Annotated in this window: 13 protein-coding genes and 1 pseudogene; 8 read left to right on the top strand and 6 right to left on the bottom strand. The window is 51.2% G+C overall.

The window, feature by feature from the left end:
- Positions 1 to 138: 138 nt before the first annotated feature.
- A complete protein-coding gene (locus NM96_06190; protein AVR78981.1) occupies positions 139 to 513 on the bottom strand; it encodes a rod shape-determining protein RodA in 375 nt (124 codons plus the stop codon).
- A 242-nt stretch (positions 514 to 755) separates the two neighbouring features.
- On the opposite strand from NM96_06190, the gene NM96_06195 reads away from it, so the two are divergent.
- The 4 genes from NM96_06195 to NM96_06210 all read left to right on the top strand — a co-directional run bounded on the left by NM96_06195 (position 756) and on the right by NM96_06210 (position 4,976).
- Positions 756 to 2,063 (top strand): homoserine dehydrogenase, encoded by a 1,308-nt coding sequence (locus NM96_06195; GenBank protein ID AVR78982.1) that lies wholly within the window; start codon positions 756 to 758, stop codon positions 2,061 to 2,063.
- Positions 2,056 to 2,490: a hypothetical protein gene (locus tag NM96_06200; protein ID AVR78983.1), complete on the top strand. Its 435-nt coding sequence runs from the start codon at positions 2,056 to 2,058 to the stop codon at positions 2,488 to 2,490. The genes NM96_06195 and NM96_06200 overlap by 8 nt, the downstream gene beginning before the upstream one ends.
- Before the next feature lie 142 nt (positions 2,491 to 2,632).
- Complete coding sequence (locus tag NM96_06205) at positions 2,633 to 3,472, top strand: hypothetical protein (protein ID AVR78984.1); 840 nt, start codon at positions 2,633 to 2,635, stop codon at positions 3,470 to 3,472.
- 121 nt (positions 3,473 to 3,593) lie between these two features.
- Positions 3,594 to 4,976, top strand: coding sequence for a phosphomannomutase/phosphoglucomutase (locus NM96_06210; GenBank protein AVR78985.1), 1,383 nt, complete (start codon positions 3,594 to 3,596; stop codon positions 4,974 to 4,976).
- 152 nt (positions 4,977 to 5,128) lie between these two features.
- Here the strand turns inward: NM96_06210 and NM96_06215 are convergent, their stop codons facing one another.
- The gene (locus NM96_06215) at positions 5,129 to 5,557 is read right to left on the bottom strand and encodes a hypothetical protein (protein AVR78986.1); all 429 of its coding nucleotides are present in this window, start codon (positions 5,555 to 5,557) and stop codon (positions 5,129 to 5,131) included.
- Positions 5,558 to 5,873: 316 nt separating this feature from the next.
- On the opposite strand from NM96_06215, the gene NM96_06220 reads away from it, so the two are divergent.
- On the top strand, positions 5,874 to 7,649 hold the full coding sequence (locus tag NM96_06220; GenBank protein ID AVR78987.1) for an assimilatory sulfite reductase (NADPH) flavoprotein subunit: 1,776 nt from the start codon (positions 5,874 to 5,876) through the stop codon (positions 7,647 to 7,649).
- 57 nt (positions 7,650 to 7,706) lie between these two features.
- Here the strand turns inward: NM96_06220 and NM96_06225 are convergent, their stop codons facing one another.
- On the bottom strand, positions 7,707 to 8,384 hold the full coding sequence (locus tag NM96_06225) for a hypothetical protein (protein AVR78988.1): 678 nt from the start codon (positions 8,382 to 8,384) through the stop codon (positions 7,707 to 7,709).
- A 148-nt stretch (positions 8,385 to 8,532) separates the two neighbouring features.
- Here NM96_06225 and NM96_06230 point away from each other — a divergent pair, with 148 nt between their 5' ends.
- Positions 8,533 to 11,673 carry a cell division protein FtsK gene (locus NM96_06230; GenBank protein ID AVR78989.1) on the top strand — a complete coding sequence of 1,047 codons (3,141 nt, stop codon included), beginning with the start codon at positions 8,533 to 8,535 and terminating at the stop codon, positions 11,671 to 11,673.
- A gap of 199 nt (positions 11,674 to 11,872) precedes the next feature.
- Entirely contained in the window at positions 11,873 to 12,349 is a 477-nt protein-coding gene (locus tag NM96_06235; protein ID AVR78990.1) for a transcription elongation factor GreA, read from the top strand.
- A gap of 233 nt (positions 12,350 to 12,582) precedes the next feature.
- Here the strand turns inward: NM96_06235 and pnp are convergent, their stop codons facing one another.
- The 3 genes from pnp to NM96_06250 all read right to left on the bottom strand — a co-directional run bounded on the left by pnp (position 12,583) and on the right by NM96_06250 (position 16,835).
- Positions 12,583 to 14,703 carry a polyribonucleotide nucleotidyltransferase gene (pnp, locus tag NM96_06240; GenBank protein AVR78991.1) on the bottom strand — a complete coding sequence of 707 codons (2,121 nt, stop codon included), beginning with the start codon at positions 14,701 to 14,703 and terminating at the stop codon, positions 12,583 to 12,585.
- 237 nt (positions 14,704 to 14,940) lie between these two features.
- On the bottom strand, positions 14,941 to 15,807 hold the full coding sequence (locus tag NM96_06245; protein AVR78992.1) for a phosphoribosylaminoimidazolesuccinocarboxamide synthase: 867 nt from the start codon (positions 15,805 to 15,807) through the stop codon (positions 14,941 to 14,943).
- A gap of 167 nt (positions 15,808 to 15,974) precedes the next feature.
- Positions 15,975 to 16,835, bottom strand: coding sequence for a calcium-binding protein (locus NM96_06250; GenBank protein ID AVR80284.1), 861 nt, complete (start codon positions 16,833 to 16,835; stop codon positions 15,975 to 15,977).
- 30 nt (positions 16,836 to 16,865) lie between these two features.
- On the opposite strand from NM96_06250, the pseudogene NM96_06255 reads away from it, so the two are divergent.
- Positions 16,866 to 17,366, top strand: a pseudogene (locus tag NM96_06255) (hypothetical protein).
- Positions 17,367 to 17,705: the final 339 nt, after the last annotated feature.

A 17,705-nucleotide genomic window follows, 5' to 3' on the forward strand; every position in this document is an offset into this window, starting at 1 on the left:
TTAGGTTGACGAAAAATATTGACGAGGATAGAAGGTTTTTATCTATTTGCCAAGTGATACATAATTAAGGGCAATATGCTCAAATCAGGTCGTCTGAAAAATTTCAGACGACCTGTTTTATATGCGCCTTATGCCCGCTCACACCCACAGCCAAGCCCAAACGCTGCGCCCTTCGCCTTGCAGCAACACCAGCGTTCGGCAGGCGGAGGCTGTGTTCATACATTCCAACCCGATGCCGTGTGCGGCAAGTTCGGCGGCGATTTTCGGATGGAGGAACTGCTGCTTCTCCCCCGTGCCGATAATGATGACTTCGGGCAAGCCGTCCGAATCGGAGGTCGTCTGAAACAGGTCGGCGGCAGTCAGTTCAGACGGCGTTTGCACGTTCATTGCTTCAATTTTGCCGTTGCGCCAGATGATGGGCGCGGTGTAGGTTTTGCCGCCCGCTTCGATTGCGCCCGCCCGATAAGCGGTCAGGCTTAGGGTTTCATCGGTTTTGTTTTCTTCAATCAGCATTTTTCTTCCGTTTCTTTCTCGGCTTGATATATCAATTTCAAACAGGCTTGCCGCCCTTTCGCCGCGTTCCGTAAAAAAGGTGCAAAATCAGGCAATTTCAGGTAGGATGGGCGACTTTAGCCTGCGCCTTCCGCCCTTGCAAAATCAGCATTATATCAATCTGCGGCGGCGGTGCGTTTCGGGCTTTCTGAATTTCTGTTTTTACTTTTTGATTTAAGAGAATCGGCTCACAAGGAGGCACAATGAAGCCAGTAAACATCGGTCTTTTAGGTTTAGGTACGGTCGGCGGCGGTACGGCTGCCGTGTTGCAGGACAATGCGGCGGAAATCAGCCGTCGTTTGGGACGCGAAGTGCGCATCAGTGCCGTATGCGACTTGAGCGAAGAAAAAGCCCGCCAAACCTGTCCGTCCGCAGCCTTTGTCAAAGACCCGTTCGAACTGGTCGCGCGTGAAGACGTCGATGTCGTCGTCGAATTGTTCGGCGGTACCGGCATCGCCAAAGATGCGGTATTGAAAGCCATTGAAAACGGCAAACACATCGTTACCGCCAACAAAAAACTGCTCGCCGAATACGGCAACGAAATCTTCCCGCTGGCGGAAGAAAAAAACGTCATGGTGCAATTTGAAGCGGCAGTAGCGGGCGGCATCCCGATTATCAAAGCCCTGCGCGAAGGCCTCGCCGCCAACCGCATCCGCAGCATCGCCGGCATCATCAACGGCACCAGCAACTTCATCCTCTCCGAAATGCGCGAAAAAGGCAGCGCGTTTGCCGACGTATTGAAAGAAGCGCAAGCATTGGGCTACGCCGAAGCCGATCCGACCTTCGACATCGAAGGCAACGACGCGGGCCACAAAATCACCATCATGAGCGCGCTGGCATTTGGCACGCCGATGAACTTCCCCGCCTGCTACCTCGAAGGCATCAGCAAACTCGACAGCCGCGACATCAAATACGCCGAAGAACTCGGCTACCGCATCAAACTTCTGGGCATCACCCGCAAAACCGACAAAGGCATCGAATTGCGCGTCCATCCGACCCTGATTCCCGAAAGCCGCCTCTTGGCAAACGTCAACGGCGTGATGAACGCCGTGCGCGTCAACGCCGATATGGTCGGCGAAACCTTATATTACGGCGCGGGTGCGGGCGCACTGCCGACCGCTTCCGCCGTGGTCGCCGACATCATCGACATCGCCCGCCTGATTGACGCCGATACCGGCCACCGCGTGCCGCACCTAGCGTTCCAGCCCGCCCAAGTCCAAGCGCAGACCATCCTGCCTATGGACGAAATCACCAGCAGCTACTACCTGCGCGTCCAAGCCAAAGACGAACCGGGTACGCTGGGGCAAATCGCCGCGCTTTTGGCAAAAGAAAACGTGTCCATCGAAGCCTTAATCCAAAAAGGCGTCATCGACCAAACCACCGCCGAAATCGTGATTCTGACCCACAGCACGGTCGAGAAAAACATCAAGCGCGCCATCGAAGCCATCGAAGCATTAAGCTGCGTGGAAAAACCAATCACCATGATCCGCATGGAAAGCCTGCATGACTGAACCGAAAAACGAAATGTCCGCCGAAGAGCAAGCCGCGGCGCGTAAAAAGGCAAAAGCCAAAATCCGCACCATCCGCATTTGGGCGTGGGTCATTTTGGCGCTGCTCGCCGCCACCGCCCTGCTCTCCCAATGCGCCATGTCCAAACCGCAGGCAAAGCAGAACATCTTTGAGTCTTGCGTGAAAAACATCCCCTTTGCCGAAAAATGGCAAAACGATTTGAAAGAAAGGGGCTTGGATTCAAACAACAGCAAACTCGCCACCGATTACTGCACCTGTATGTGGGACAAGCCTTTGGACAAACTTTCCGAAGAGCAAATCCGTTCATTGGGCAAACTCAGCCCTCAAGAGCAGCTCGACCTGCTCGGCGGCGCGCAAGCGTTTGAAGATCGCGACAAGCAGTGTGTGACAGGTTTGAAGGCGGAATAATCCGGTTTTAACATAGCAAAAAGGTCGTCTGAAAAAACTCCGTTTGGTGTTTTCAGACGACCTTTTCTCATATAGGCAGGCATCACTCCGCCCCTTCACGGTATAATCAGCCCATATCACTTCACAACAAGGAACACACAAGATGGATTGGAAAGGACGCGAACAGAGTCAAAACGTAGAAGACCGACGCGGCAGCAGCGGTGGAGGCGGCGGCGGTAGAACGCCCGGCATCCTCGGCATCATCGTCGTTTTGATCGGCGCTTATTACGGCGTCGATTTGAGCGGCTTGGTCGGCACGCCTTCCATGGGTACGGGTTCAACCCAAACCTCCCAACTCAAACCTCAAGAAGAAGCCGAACTGAACGAACTTGCCCGCGTCGTCCTCGCCGATACGGAAAAAGCTTGGGGCAGCTATTTCAAACAAATCGGACGGACCTACACCCCGACCACGCTGGTGTTATACAACGGCGGCACATCCACCGCCTGCGGCATGGGCCAATCGGCAATGGGCCCGTTTTACTGCCCGGGCGACCAAAAAGTCTATCTCGACTTAGACTTTTATAGGGATATGCAGACCAAACTCAATTCCGCCAGCGATGCCGCGTTTGCCTACGTCATCGCGCACGAAGTCGGACACCACGTCCAAAACCTGCTCGGTATCCTGCCTAAAGTCCACAGAATGCAGCAGCAGGTCGACAAAAAAGAAGCCAATGCCCTTTCCGTCAAACTCGAATTGCAGGCGGACTGCTACGCGGGTATTTGGGGGCATTACGCCGTCAACAACAATATCTTCAAAGCCGAAGACATCACCAAAGCCATGCTGGCTGCCGAATCCGTCGGCGACGACCGCCTGCAGAAAGACGGGCAGGGCTATGTTGTTCCCGACAGCTTTACACATGGCTCGTCCGAACAGCGCATGGCATGGCTCAAACGCGGTTTGGACAGCGGCGACATCAATCAATGCAACACTTTCGGCAATTGATCGAAACCGTAGTGAATGGTTATTTGATATAACCCCCAAAGGTCGTCTGAAAGCCTTCAGACGACCTTTGCCTATGTTAGAATAAGCCCGTTTTCCATTCACAATCACAAAGGAAACCATCATGGCAAACATTGCCCGCGACATCTTCAAAGCCTACGACATCCGAGGCATTGTCGGCAAAACCCTGACCAACGAAGCCGCCTACCTTATCGGTAAAGCCATCTCCACCCGAGCCGCCGAAAAAGGCATTACCCGCATCGCACTCGGACGCGACGGACGCTTGAGCGGCCCCGAACTGATGGAACACATCCAGCACGGCTTTACCGACAGCGGCATCGACGTCCTCAATGTCGGCATGGTCGCCACCCCCATGCTGTATTTCGCCGCCATCAACGAATGCGGCGGCAGCGGCGTGATGATTACCGGCAGCCACAACCCGCCCGATTACAACGGCTTCAAAATGATGCTCGGCGGCGATACCCTCGCAGGCGAAGCCATCCAAGAACTGCTTGCCCTGATCGAAGCCGACAAACTGACCGCTTCCGATAAAAAAGGCAGCGTAACCGAAAAAGACATTTCCGGCGAATACCACAACCACATCGTCGGCCACGTCAAACTCAAACGCCCCATGAAAATCACCATCGACGCGGGCAACGGCGTAGGCGGCGCATTCGCAGGCAAACTCTACAAAGGTTTGGGCAACGAAGTGACCGAACTTTTCTGCGAAGTGGACGGCAATTTCCCCAACCACCATCCCGACCCTTCCAAACCGAAAAACCTGCAAGATTTGATTGCCGCGCTGAAAAACAGCGACGCCGAAATCGGCTTGGCTTTTGACGGCGATGCCGACCGCTTGGGCGTCGTGACCAAAGACGGCAACATTATTTATCCCGACCGTCAGCTCATGCTGTTCGCCCAAGACGTTTTGAGCCGCAACCCCGGCGCGAAAGTCATCTTCGACGTCAAATCCACCCGCCTGCTGGCTCCGTGGATTAAAGAACACGGCGGCGAACCCGTTATGGAGAAAACCGGCCACAGCTTCATCAAGTCCACCATGAAAAAAACCGGCGCGCTGGTTGCCGGCGAAATGAGCGGACACATCTTCTTCAAAGAACGCTGGTTCGGCTTCGACGACGGCATGTACGCCGGCGCACGCCTCTTGGAAATCCTGTCTGCCTTCGACAATCCGTCCGAAGTGTTGAACAGCCTACCGCAAAGCATTTCCACGCCCGAACTCAACATCGACCTGCCCGAAGGCAGCAACGGCCATCAGGTTATCGACGAACTCGCCGCCAAAGCCAAATTCGAAGGCGCGACCGAAATCATCACCATCGACGGCCTGCGCGTAGAATTCCCCGACGGCTTCGGTCTGATGCGCGCCTCCAATACCACGCCGATTTTGGTGTTGCGCTTCGAGGCAGATTCCGACGAAGCCATCGAGCGGATTCAAAACCAATTCAAAGCCGTCATCGAAAGCAATCCTGCGCTGAAATGGCCGCTGTAAACGGTTAACGCTTTAAAGATCAAAAGGTCGTCTGAAAACAGAAATGCAGATACTGCCAAACTGTTTTCAGACGGCCTTTTGCTGTTTTCTGAATTTAATATCCCTTCCCCTAGAGACGAATTCAATTTCATGTCAGTCATGACTAGCGCTTATTACAATCGCAACTCTTCAAAATGGTTACTTACCGTAACATTTGAAACAGTAGGAAAATCCATCAGTTCTGGGTTGATTATGTAATTTGTCAAACTATCAGAAGGATTCAAATGGTAAATAGTCGTCAAAACATTAACAAAAAACCTTTCCCCTTTTACCATTATTTTTTCATCGACATCCGTTATAAAATAAATTTCCCTATCTTTCAGATATATGATTTGATTTCTCTTCAAATCTACCGTCCATTCCTCAATCGATTTATTCATGCGTGCATTTTGAATATACAGTTCAAACTGATGGCCATAAGAAAAATCTATTCCTACTTTAATAAATAAATCATCTCCAAAAAATTTGGATTCAAAATCAGCCCATAGCTCATCTTGAAATTTTTTATTTACTTCTTTTATGAAATCATTAAATTCAATCATCTGATTACCTTCGACGGCAGCTTTATATAAGCTGCTTGATTAGTTGTCCGATGGACATCTGCGCTTTTGCTGCCCCTTAAAAATCTCAAAAGATTATAGTCGGGTCGTCTGAAAACCGATATCAACCCTCTCCCCCTCTCCCAATCCAGAATATAACGAAATCGCATTAAATTAAAACCAAGCATTCTTTCCGTTTTTCAGACGACCTGTTTACAGTATCGCCACTGTTTTCAGAAAAATCACCATTCAACCAAACAATTAAAGCCGCGCAGGCAAACGTTCTGCCTCAAGCAGCCGTCCGTACAAAGGAACCGACATGACCCCAGCCAACCCGCTTCCCACCGAACTTTCCGCACAACTCGCCGCCCTCTCGCCTACACAGCTCGCTTGGCTTTCCGGCTACTGCTGGGCGCAAAGTCAAGGGGCGGCGGGCGGTTTGAGTGTTTCCGCCGCTCCTGCCGTTGCAGCCCCCGCGCGACGCGTGTTGGTCTTATCCGCCTCGCAAACGGGCAATGCGCGCGGCGTTGCCGAATCTTTACACGCCAAACTCAAAAACGCCGGCGTAGAAGCCGTATTGAGCAGCGCGGGGGACTTCAAAAGCAAAACCCTGCCCGATGAAGACATCGTGTTATTGGTAACATCCACGCAAGGCGAGGGCGAGCCGCCCGAAGAAGCCCTGCCGCTGTATAAATTCGTCTTCGGCAAAAAAGCCCCCGATTTGGGCAAACTCACTTTTGCCGTCTTGGGTTTGGGCGATTCTTCCTATCCTAATTTCTGCCAAGCGGGCAAAGACTTTGACGCCAAATTCGCCGAACTGGGCGCACGTCGTCTGAACGACTTGGGCATCTGCGATTTAGAGTTCCAAAGCGCCGCCGACGCGTGGATAGAAGCCGTCGTCCCACAAGTTGCCGAGCTTGCCGTGCAAACCGCCGCAGCATCCGTTGCAACACCTGCTGCCCTTCAAACCGCAGGCACTGTCTATACCAAAGACAAACCCTATACCGCCACCCTGTCCGTCCGCCAAAAAATCACGTCCCGCTCTGCCGAGAAAGACGTGGAGCACATCGAAATCGACCTGTCCGGTTCCGGGCTGCACTATCAGGCAGGCGACGCATTGGGCGTACTCCCGCTCAACGCTCCCGCTTTGGTTCAAGAAATCCTCGATTTGCACCAATTAAGCGGCGAAGAAAAAATCCGCCTTTCAGACGACCTCGAAACCGACATCCGCACCGCCCTGACCGAGTCCGCCGACATCACACAAAACACGCCGGCGCTCGTGCAGCAATATGCCGAGTTGTCCGGCAGCGAAGAACTCAAAACCACAGCCGCCGACAAAGCCCGATTGGACGCCTACCTCGCCGCCACCCCGCCCGTCGGCGTCTTCGCCGCCCACCCCCATCCGCTGGACGCGCAAACCCTGTTCCAACTGTTCCGCCCCCAAACCCCGCGCCTTTACTCCATCGCCTCCGCGCAAGACGAAGTCGGCGAAGAAGTCCACCTGACCGTCGGCGTCGTCCGCTTCGAACACCACGGCAACACCTACACCGGCGCAGCGTCAGGCTATCTGGGCGAACGCCTTGAAGAAGGCGGAGAAGTACGCGTCTTCGTCGAACCCAACCCCAACTTCCGCCTGCCCGCCGACGGCAACACCCCCGTCATCATGATAGGCGCAGGCACAGGCATCGCCCCCTTCCGCGCCTTCATGCAGCAACGCGACGCCAACGGCGACAATGGCAAAAACTGGCTCATCTTCGGCAACCAACGCCTCGCCGACGACTTCCTCTACCAGCTCGAATGGAGCGATTACCGCAAAGACGGCATCCTCACCCGCGCCGACTTGGCATGGAGCAGACAAGGCGAACACAAAGTCTATGTCCAACACAAAATCGCCGAACACGCCGCCGAAGTTTGGAACTGGCTGCAACAAGGCGCACACCTCTACGTCTGCGGCGACGCCACCCGCATGGCACGCGACGTAGAAACCGCCCTGATCAACGTCATCGAAACCCAAGGCAAACTCAGCCGTGACGATGCCGAAGACTATCTCAACGAAATGCGCGAAGACAAACGCTACCAACGCGACGTTTATTGATACCGCCCCAAACAAAAGGTCGTCTGAAAAGCCCAAATCAGGTTTTCAGACGACCTTTTACCAAATCTTATTCGACGGTTTCAGGTAGCGTCCGTCATCAAATGTATTAATCCACTGCGGCCTTAACGCAATAAAAATAGCAGCGGTAATACCGCTTAAAAACGCTTCCGCCCATGCAATGAGGAAAAACACGGGAAATGCCATACTCCACAATGCCGTTTCAGGAAAAGCCCGCACCCTGTCCAATATGCCGACCAAAACACCCCCGGTCAGCAGCATGCCCGCTGCGGATGCTAAAAAACCATTGACGAAAATGAAGATAAAAATATTGGCGGGAAGCCGGTTGACCCAGGCGCGTGACAGCAAATTGACCGCCAGCGCAGGCAGAAACAACGCAAGCGCATTGACCGGATAAGCCTGCCAATCTGAGCCGAATATCCAAACATAGGGCAAATACAGCAACGCACAGACCCAAAATGCCAGCGGGACACCGAGCATCAAGGCAATCAGGTTGACCGCCAAAAGATGGTAACTCATCCCCGCAAGCTGCCCGCCATCAGGGGTGGCATTCAAGCTCCAGACCGACGCCAAAATAATCCCTGCCAATGCGGCAGCCGAGCCATGTTTTCGAAAATCACGATAAGCCTTCGGTGCGGATAATGCCAACAATAAAACCAACACGCACCACGCAGCGGCCAAAATCAAACCCGAAAACCATCCCGTTTGGAAAAGCATATATCCTCAATGTTTAAAAAGCGTTTCAGACGACCTGATTATAGTGGATTCGCACAACCGAAAGGAAACAAAGCCTTGTCGGTTTTGTTTCATCCTGAAAAGCGTTAGAATAACGGACTTTGCTTTTTTGACTCGGGAAAATTTCAATATGTTGTGGAGCGTGCTGATTATTATTTTATTGCTTGCCATCGGCATCGTGTTTTTACTGCATAAAAAACAAGAACAAGATTGGAAACGCGAGCTGGTCCGTCTGAAACGCGGCAGGGATTTTGACGAAAATCCGGACGCAGCGTACGAACTTACGGAAGAAGCAAAAACCGCAGGCAACAAAACCATCGCCCGCCTGCGTCTTTTGGCTGCGCAACACGACTACAAGAAACGTACGCAAACGCTTTCAGACGACTCCTCTTTCTCTCCAAGCTCGCTGGCGGAGGCTATGGGCGCATTCCAAGTTTCCCCTTCCGTACAAGAAGATGCGGCAGATTCATCGCCCGCATACGAAACGTCGTCTGAAACCGATTTCGAGCCGGAATACCTCCACGAGCCTGAATTTCCCCAAACACCCGACATCCCCCCCAAAAAAGTCCGTCCAAATGCCCACAAACCTGAGCAATATCCGGAAATCGTACCGTTCGAAACGTCCGATACGCCGGAATATACGCCCGGCTTGGTAACAGGCGGTGCCTTCGAAGAGATTACTTTGGAAGAAGCCACCCGCTCGCTGACTGAAGCTGCCGTCCAAGAATGGGAAGAGCATCAAACCGCCAAACAAAACCCCGTTGCCATCACTACTGAAAGCGAACCGGAAATCCGTTTGGTACGGACATCGGTTACACCGATGAAAGGTTTGGAAGTCATTGATTTCAACGACCCTGTCTTACGCCGTACGCGCGAACGCGTCAAATCTTATGTGGATAGCATCCATCTGGAAAAAGCCGGCCGTCCCCATATCGAAACGGCACAAACCGCTTTGCGTACTGCCGAACGTGAATCCATCCCCTCTACGGCCAACTATTACGGTCAAAAAGACGAAATCAACGTCATCGACATCCAAAACAATCTCGCCATGCGCCGTGCCGCTCGCGACAAACTTGCCGCAGCCGTTGCCCCTGTGCGCGGATACCAGCCTCAAATTATTGAAGATGAAGATATTTTTGCCAATCTGAAACTGCCTGCAAACCGCCGCCGCACACTCAAGCACTCCGAAGCTGCCGCAGAAAAAATAACCCGTCGTCAACTGTCTAAACAAGAAGCAGAAAGTGTTGAACAATCAACGGCGAAACCCACCTCATCCTTTACAGCAAGAAGCCAAGCTCCTGTTCTCAGCCGAAAAGCGGCGGTTCCCGCCAAACTGTCCCGCGCCGTTCGTGAAAACACTTTTATTTCCCGGCCGCCCGCTCCTGACGCAACCGTCATCGAACCGCCTCCCGTACCGCCCGTACCGGCACCTGCGGTCGATATTCCGAAACCGCCCAAATTCGATTTACCCGAAAACAAAATCGACATTCCCGAACCACCCGTGTTCCGTAATCATCCGTCCGTTTCCGTATTTGAGTCGGAAGTTAACGCACACATCAGCAACAATCCGGAAATCTCTATACATGATTACCTGATTCGCGAATCGGCAAGCGACACAATTAAGGACGTTGATTCCGAAACAGACAACGATACCGCGGATGTATTCGGACGCGACCTGCCACACGAGCAAACGTCGTCTGAAAACATTGAAACCAATGAAACACCGTGGTTTGACGGCGACGATGATTGGGACGCGGCTTCAGACGACCTCACCGCCCCGCAGACGAACAGCATCCATCTGCCGACTACCGCCCTGCTCCTCCCGCCCCAATTCGACCCGGCCGCCACGCAGACCGAAGAAGAATTGTTAAACAACAGCATCACCATCGAAGAGAAACTGGCAGAATTTAAGGTCAAAGTCAAAGTCGTGGATTCCTATTCCGGTCCGGTGATTACGCGTTACGAAATCGAACCTGATGTCGGCGTGCGCGGCAATTCGGTTATAAACCTTGAAAAAGACCTTGCCCGTTCGCTCGGTGTTGCCTCTATCCGCGTCGTCGAAACCATACCCGGCAAAACCTGCATGGGCTTGGAGCTGCCGAACCCGAAACGCCAAATGATACGCCTGAGCGAAATCTTCAATTCGCCCGCGTTTGCCGAATCCAAATCCAAGCTGACGCTCGCGCTCGGTCAGGACATTACCGGTCAGCCCGTCGTTACCGACTTGGGCAAAGCACCGCATTTGTTGGTTGCCGGTACAACCGGTTCGGGTAAATCGGTCGGCGTTAATGCCATGATTTTATCTATGCTCTTCAAAGCAACGCCTGAAGACGTGCGCATGATTATGATTGACCCGAAAATGCTGGAATTGAGCATTTACGAAGGCATTCCGCACCTGCTCGCGCCTGTCGTTACCGATATGAAGCTGGCGGCCAATGCGCTCAACTGGTGCGTCAACGAAATGGAAAAACGCTATCGTCTGATGAGCCATGTAGGCGTTCGCAACCTTGCTGGCTTCAATCAAAAAATCATGGAAGCTGCCACACAAGGCATGAAAATTGCCAACCCGTTCAGCCTGACGCCTGACGATCCTGAACCTTTGGAAAAACTGCCGTTTATCGTAGTCGTGGTTGACGAGTTCGCCGATTTGATGATGACCGCAGGCAAGAAAATCGAAGAACTGATTGCCCGCCTTGCCCAAAAAGCCCGCGCAGCAGGCATCCATTTGATTCTTGCCACACAACGCCCCAGCGTCGATGTCATCACAGGTCTGATTAAAGCCAACATCCCGACACGCATCGCCTTCCAAGTATCCAGCAAAATCGACAGCCGTACGATTCTCGACCAAATGGGCGCGGAAAACCTGCTCGGACAAGGCGATATGCTGTTCCTGCCGCCTGGTACAGGTTATCCGCAACGCGTCCACGGCGCATTCGCTTCAGACGACGAAGTACACCGCGTAGTCGAATATTTGAAACAATTCGGCGAACCCGATTACATCGACGATATTCTGATGAGCGGCACAACCGACGATCTGCCGGGTATCAGCCGCAGCAGCGACAGCGAAGTTGATCCGATGTATGACGATGCCGTCTCTGTCGTTCTGAAAACGCGCAAAGCCAGCATTTCCGGCATTCAGCGTCAATTACGCATCGGCTACAACCGCGCCGCCCGCCTGATTGACCAAATGGAAGCAGACGGCATCGTTTCGCCTGCCGAAACCAACGGCAACCGTACCGTTTTGGCGCAAAGCAGCGAACATTTGGACTAAAGCCACACCAGAGCAGGGAAAAAGCCGATTGCCGTTGCAGTTTCCCCTGATTTTGGTACAATACCGCCATTCATTCTTACACAGACAAGCCGCCGAGATTTAGGCGGCTTGTATTTTTATTTTCATTTTTTGCGGATTATATTTACCGCATATTTACCAAGCAAAAGCAGCCCAAACGCTTTTGCGGAGAAGACAAACCATGCAAAAAATTCCATTGACCGTACGCGGCGCAGAATTGCTCAAACAAGAATTGCAACGCCTCAAAAGCGTCGCCCGCCCCGAAATCATCGAAGCCATCGCCGAAGCCCGTTCGCACGGCGACTTGTCCGAAAACGCAGAATACGAAGCTGCCAAAGAAAAACAAGGCTTTATCGAAGGACGAATTTCCGAGTTGGAACACAAATTGTCCATGGCGCACATCATCAATCCCGCTGAAATCCACGCAGAAGGCAAAATCGTCTTCGGCACGACCGTAACGCTGGAAGATTTGGAAACCGAAGAACACGTTACCTATCAAATCGTCGGCGAAGACGAAGCAGACATCAAAGAAGGCAAAATCTACGTCGGCTCCCCCATTGCCCGAGCCCTAATCGGCAAAGAGGAAGGCGATGTCGCTGAAGTACAAGCCCCTGGTGGTGTACGCGAATACGACATTATTTCGGTTCAATATATCTGATTGCCCTGAATATTATTAATATAAAAGGTCGTCTGAAAATCAAGGAAAATGGTTTTCAGACGACCTTTTCAGCATTCTCCCTAATTGCTGCTTAAAAGGAAAGATAAATCAAAGTTCCGACACAAGACAACTCAACTTCATATTCCTATCCCTACTTTTTCATCCGTATTCAGCAAAAAAGGTCGTCTGAAATCTTTCAGACGACCTTTTATCAATCAAAATCGGCTCAACGATTATTCAGGCGCTTTTTCTTCGCGCGCAGGAGCTTCGGTCAATGCTTTGATAGACAGACGCACGCGACCGCGGTCGTCCACTTCCAATGCTTTCACATTCACAACCTGACCGACTTGCAGATAGTCGCTGACGTTGCGTACGCGCTCGTGGGCGATTTGGCTGATGTGTACCAAACCGTCTTTGCCCGGCATCACGCTGACGATGGCACCAACGTTGTTGTCGAGGATTTTAACCACAGTACCTTCGTACACTTTGCCCACTTCCACTTCGGCAGTGATTTCTTCGATGCGTTTTTTCGCAGCGTCGCCGGCTTCTTGAGTGGTTGCGGCAATAGTGATGGTGCCGTCTTCCGCGATATTGATTTCAGTACCGGTTTCAGCGGTAATCGCACGGATGGTTTCACCGCCTTTGCCAATGACTTCACGGATTTTGTCTTGGTTGATTTTCATGGTAAACAGGCGCGGAGCGTGAGCAGACAGCTCTTGCGGACCTGCCACGGCGGCTTTCATCTCTTCCAAGATGTGCAGACGCGCGTCTTTGGCTTGCGCCAAAGCAATCTGCATGATTTCTTTGGTAATGCCTTGGATTTTGATGTCCATTTGCAGCGCGGTTACGCCTTCGGTCGTACCGGCAACTTTAAAGTCCATATCGCCCAAGTGATCCTCATCACCCAAGATGTCGGTCAACACGGCGAATTTGTTGTTGTCCAAAATCAGACCCATTGCGATACCGGCAACGTGTGCTTTCAAAGGCACACCGGCAGACAGCAAGCTCAAACAGCCGCCGCAGACGGAAGCCATAGAAGACGAACCGTTGGACTCGGTAATCTCGGAAACAACACGCATGGTGTAGCTGAATTCTTCAGGGGACGGCAATACGGCAACCAGTGCGCGTTTTGCCAAGCGGCCATGTCCGATTTCGCGGCGTTTCGGCGCGCCGACGCGACCCACTTCGCCGGTAGAATACGGCGGGAAGTTGTAATGCAGCATAAAGCGGTCGGTGTATTCGCCGGAGAGTGCGTCAATAATTTGCTCGTCGCGCGAAGTACCCAAAGTCGCTACGGCAAGGGCTTGGGTTTCGCCACGGGTAAACAGAGCAGAACCATGTGTACGCGGCAGTACGCCGGTTTGGATGTTCAACGGACGGACGGTGCGGGTATCGCGACCGTCGATACGCGGCTGACCTTCCAAAATTTGGGTGCGGACAACGTCGGCTTCCAAATGTTTGAAAATACCCTTGATTTCGTTGGCAGCCAAAGTATCGGTTTCTTCGGTAATCAGCGCATCTTTTACTGCATTCCAAGCCTCGTCCAATTTAGCGGAACGCGCTTGTTTTTGACGGATTTTGAACGCTTCTTTAATTGCTTCGCCTGCGATTTCGCGCACTTTGGCAACCAATTCTTCATTGGTTTCAGGTGCTTTCCAATCCCATACTTCAGGATTTACTTCATCGGCGAACTCGTTGATGGCGTTAATCGCTACCTGCATTTGGTCGTGGCCGTAAACTACGGCACCCAACATCACGTCTTCAGGCAGGATTTTAGCTTCGGATTCCACCATCAAAACGGCTTTGGATGTACCCGCAACCACCAAGTCCAGCTTAGATTTAGCCAATTCGGCTTTGGTCGGGTTCAATACGTACACACCGTTTACATAACCTACGCGTGCGGCACCAATCGGACCGGCAAACGGTACGCCGCTCAACACCAGCGCAGCGGATGCGCCGAGCATGGCAGGAATGTCGGAATCAATTTCAGGGTCAACGGAAACCACCATCGCAACAATTTGGATATCGTGGTAGAAACCTTCAGGGAACAGCGGGCGGATAGGACGGTCAATCAGACGGCTGGTCAGGATTTCTTTTTCGCTTTGTTTACCTTCGCGCTTAAAGAAACCTCCGGGGATTTTACCTGCGGCGTAAGTGCGCTCAAGGTAATCGACAGTCAGAGGGAAGAAGTCTTGACCTTCTTTGACTTCTTTGTTGGTGGTCACAGCGACCAAAACAACGGTATCTCCCATCGATACTTTAACAGCCGCTGCGGCTTGGCGCGCGATTTCGCCGGTTTCCAAGGTAACGGTGTGATTGCCGTATTGGAAGGTTTTAACGTGTTTATCGAACATTTCGTTCCTTTCAGAATGCCGCACGCTAAAACACTAATAATGCACACTAAAAGTGAGAATGTGCATAGTTAGGGTTTCAGGTGTGCGGCGGTTGGTAAAAACTATATTTTTCAGACGACTTCAAACGGTCAATCCAAACGCGCATTATAATAGCAAATGTAAGTAAATCCAAGCATTCATGACAGCGAAAGGTCGTCTGAAACATACTTCTGTGTTTCAGACGACCTTTTATCAAATTTATGATTCGTTGGTTAAAAGATTTAATGCTTCCCGATATTTATCAACTGTTTTCTGAATAACATCGCTAGGGACGTCCGGTGCCGGAGCTTTTTTGTTCCAACCGCTTTGCTCCAACCAATCCCGAACAAATTGCTTGTCAAAAGACGGTGGATTGGTGCCGACTTGATATTGGTCAGCCGGCCAAAAGCGGCTGGAATCGGGCGTCAGTACTTCATCCATCAAGGTTAATGTACCGTTTTCATCCAGCCCGAATTCAAATTTGGTATCGCATATGATGATACCGCGTGATTTTGCATATTCTGCAGCTTCCATATAAAGCTGAATGGCTTTAGCGCGCACTTCAGCCGCCAACTCTTTACCGATAATGCGTTCGCATTCTTCAAAACTGATGTTTTCATCATGATCGCCGACGGCAGCCTTGGTGGACGGGGTAAAAATCACTTCCGGAAGCTGCTGCGCTTCTTTCATCCCTTCGGGAAGTTTGATGCCACATACAGAACCGTTTTTTTGGTAATCTTTCCACCCGCTGCCCGCCAAATAACCGCGCACAATCGCCTCTACTTTGACAGGAGTCAGTTTTTTGGCGACAACCGCGCGTTTCTCGATGGCTTTGGCTTCACGTTCAGGCAACACATCATAAACCGTATCGCCGGTAAAATGATTGGGCATGATATGCGCCAGTTTTTGAAACCAGAAATTGGAAATCTGCGTCAGAATTTCTCCTTTACCCGGAATCGGATTGTCTAAAATCACGTCAAATGCAGACAATCGGTCGGATGCGACCATCAACATGCGCTTGCTGTCGATTTCGTATAAATCTCGCACTTTTCCGGAGTAAATCTTTTTCAAGCTGATTTCGGACATTTCAGGTTTCTCCCTTCGCTGACTCGGTTTAAACAGGATTCCGTTATTTTATCCGAATTTGGATTTTTGGGTCAGATTGTTTACAAAATAGGTCGTCTGAAAACGTTTTGCACGGATGCAGACGCTTTCAGACGACCTTATCAATCCTAAGTATAGCTAATCAGGGATTAGATGCTAGGCACTTGGGTTTGTTGTTGGATGCTGTTTACAGCTGACAGAGAGTAGTAATCGCCATGACCGGTTACTTCGTAAGTACTGCCATCGGCAAACTTGAAGTTTTCGATCTTATGGTTGTTACCGGAGAACCAGTCGTCAATGGTAACAGTGTCACCGCCGCCGACAGATACGGTCAGGCTGTTGCCTGTTTTGCTCAACAACACGTCGGAAGCAGAAATACCTTTGCCGAATTGCAGGGTATCGTTACCGCTTTCGTCTTGGATGGTGTCACGACCGTAACCTTTATCGAAGAAGTAGGTATCGTCGCCGGTACCGCCGATCAGGACATCGTTGCCGATGCCGCCGTCGAGGTAGTCGTTACCGTCTTTACCAACCAGACAGTCGTCGCCTGCCAAGCCGTACAGGTGGTTGTTGCCGGAGTTGCCGTTGATGTCGTTGTTCAGAGCGTTACCAGTACCGTTGAGGTTGCCGGAACCTTGCAAGAACAGGTGTTCAACGTTGTCGGTCAGGGTGTAGTCGATTACTGTACGGACAGTATCAATACCGCCGTTTAAATTACCATATTCGATAACTTCGTCGCCTTTGTGATCAACAAAGTAAACGTCATTACCATCACCACCGCGCATGATGTCAGCGTCGGCACCACCGTTCAAGTAGTCGTTACCGTCACCGCCTTGCAGGTAGTCTTTACCGCCTTGACCGTACAGAGAGTCGCCGTTGTTACCGCCTTGCAAAGTGTCGTTGCCGTCACCGCCGTAAATCACGTCGGCACCGTCGCCGCCATAAATCACGTCTTCACCACTAGTACCGTAAATGGTATCTTTCTTATCAGTACCTACGGTATTGGTCAGGCCATTTTTATCTTTGGTCGAACCATCAACATGGATAATGTTGCCCGGATTTTTGTCGTCATGTCCGTAGGTATTTTGTTGGTTTTGATCATCAACACAATCTTTGCAGTCTTTATCGTTGGGTTTAGGCTGCGGTTTGGGCTGCGGTTGAGGTTTAGGCTGCGGCTGCGGCTGCGGTTGAGGTTTAGGCTGCGGCTGAGGTTGTGGCTGCGGCTTAGGTTGGGGTTGTGGGTGTGGTTGAGGCTGTGGTTTTGGTTCAACCGGTGGGCAGTAAGGATCAACATGCTTTGGAGGAACCGGTTTTGGAGCTGGTTTAGGGTAATAAGGTTTACCCGGATTGCATTTGAAATCAATAATAATGCATTTGTACACGGGTTTCGGCGGAGGGCAGTAGGCACCATGACCGAATTTGCCGTGAGGCATTTTGAAGCCGTGTGAAGAACCGTAGTTATGGAAACCGCCTTTGTAACCGAAACCGCCATGGCTAGGAGGGCAGTAAGGATTGTAGGGTTTAGCCGGAGGGCAGTATGAGTTGAAGTGGGCTTTAGAAGAATAGCCGCCATAATGATAAGTCATGATAAATCACTCCCAGAATATATGTAATTAAGAAGCATAGGCCTTTTGTCAAAAAGCAAACTGATCAAACTGCCTACACTGTTATTCTAGTGATATTTCATGATTAACTGTTTTTCAATTCGCTAACGGTTGAAATTTCAGACGAATGGAAACATTTTTTAAAGCAATCAAATTTAAATTGACACTTTATTCTAATGATAATTCCTTTTTAAAAAACAAGATATTGATTATTTTGTCGAAATAATATTATTTATTTCAACGTACTATTTATTGTTTTTTTCCACAACAGAGATT

Origin of the sequence: Neisseria mucosa (assembly GCA_003028315.1) — a bacterium.
Lineage (GTDB): Bacteria > Pseudomonadota > Gammaproteobacteria > Burkholderiales > Neisseriaceae > Neisseria > Neisseria mucosa.

What these genes read in the sequence shown, in the direction of transcription:
- NM96_06215 (AVR78986.1), bottom strand. Translation starts at nt 5,557, where the DNA reads ATGATTGAATTTAATGATTTCATAAAAGAAGTAAATAAAAAATTTCAA.
- NM96_06220 (AVR78987.1), top strand. Translation starts at nt 5,874, where the DNA reads ATGACCCCAGCCAACCCGCTTCCCACCGAACTTTCCGCACAACTCGCC.
- NM96_06225 (AVR78988.1), bottom strand. Translation starts at nt 8,384, where the DNA reads ATGCTTTTCCAAACGGGATGGTTTTCGGGTTTGATTTTGGCCGCTGCG.
- NM96_06205 (AVR78984.1), top strand. Translation starts at nt 2,633, where the DNA reads ATGGATTGGAAAGGACGCGAACAGAGTCAAAACGTAGAAGACCGACGC.
- NM96_06210 (AVR78985.1), top strand. Translation starts at nt 3,594, where the DNA reads ATGGCAAACATTGCCCGCGACATCTTCAAAGCCTACGACATCCGAGGC.
- NM96_06190 (AVR78981.1), bottom strand. Translation starts at nt 513, where the DNA reads ATGCTGATTGAAGAAAACAAAACCGATGAAACCCTAAGCCTGACCGCT.
- NM96_06235 (AVR78990.1), top strand. Translation starts at nt 11,873, where the DNA reads ATGCAAAAAATTCCATTGACCGTACGCGGCGCAGAATTGCTCAAACAA.
- NM96_06245 (AVR78992.1), bottom strand. Translation starts at nt 15,807, where the DNA reads ATGTCCGAAATCAGCTTGAAAAAGATTTACTCCGGAAAAGTGCGAGAT.
- NM96_06195 (AVR78982.1), top strand. Translation starts at nt 756, where the DNA reads ATGAAGCCAGTAAACATCGGTCTTTTAGGTTTAGGTACGGTCGGCGGC.
- NM96_06200 (AVR78983.1), top strand. Translation starts at nt 2,056, where the DNA reads ATGACTGAACCGAAAAACGAAATGTCCGCCGAAGAGCAAGCCGCGGCG.
- pnp (AVR78991.1), bottom strand. Translation starts at nt 14,703, where the DNA reads ATGTTCGATAAACACGTTAAAACCTTCCAATACGGCAATCACACCGTT.
- NM96_06230 (AVR78989.1), top strand. Translation starts at nt 8,533, where the DNA reads ATGTTGTGGAGCGTGCTGATTATTATTTTATTGCTTGCCATCGGCATC.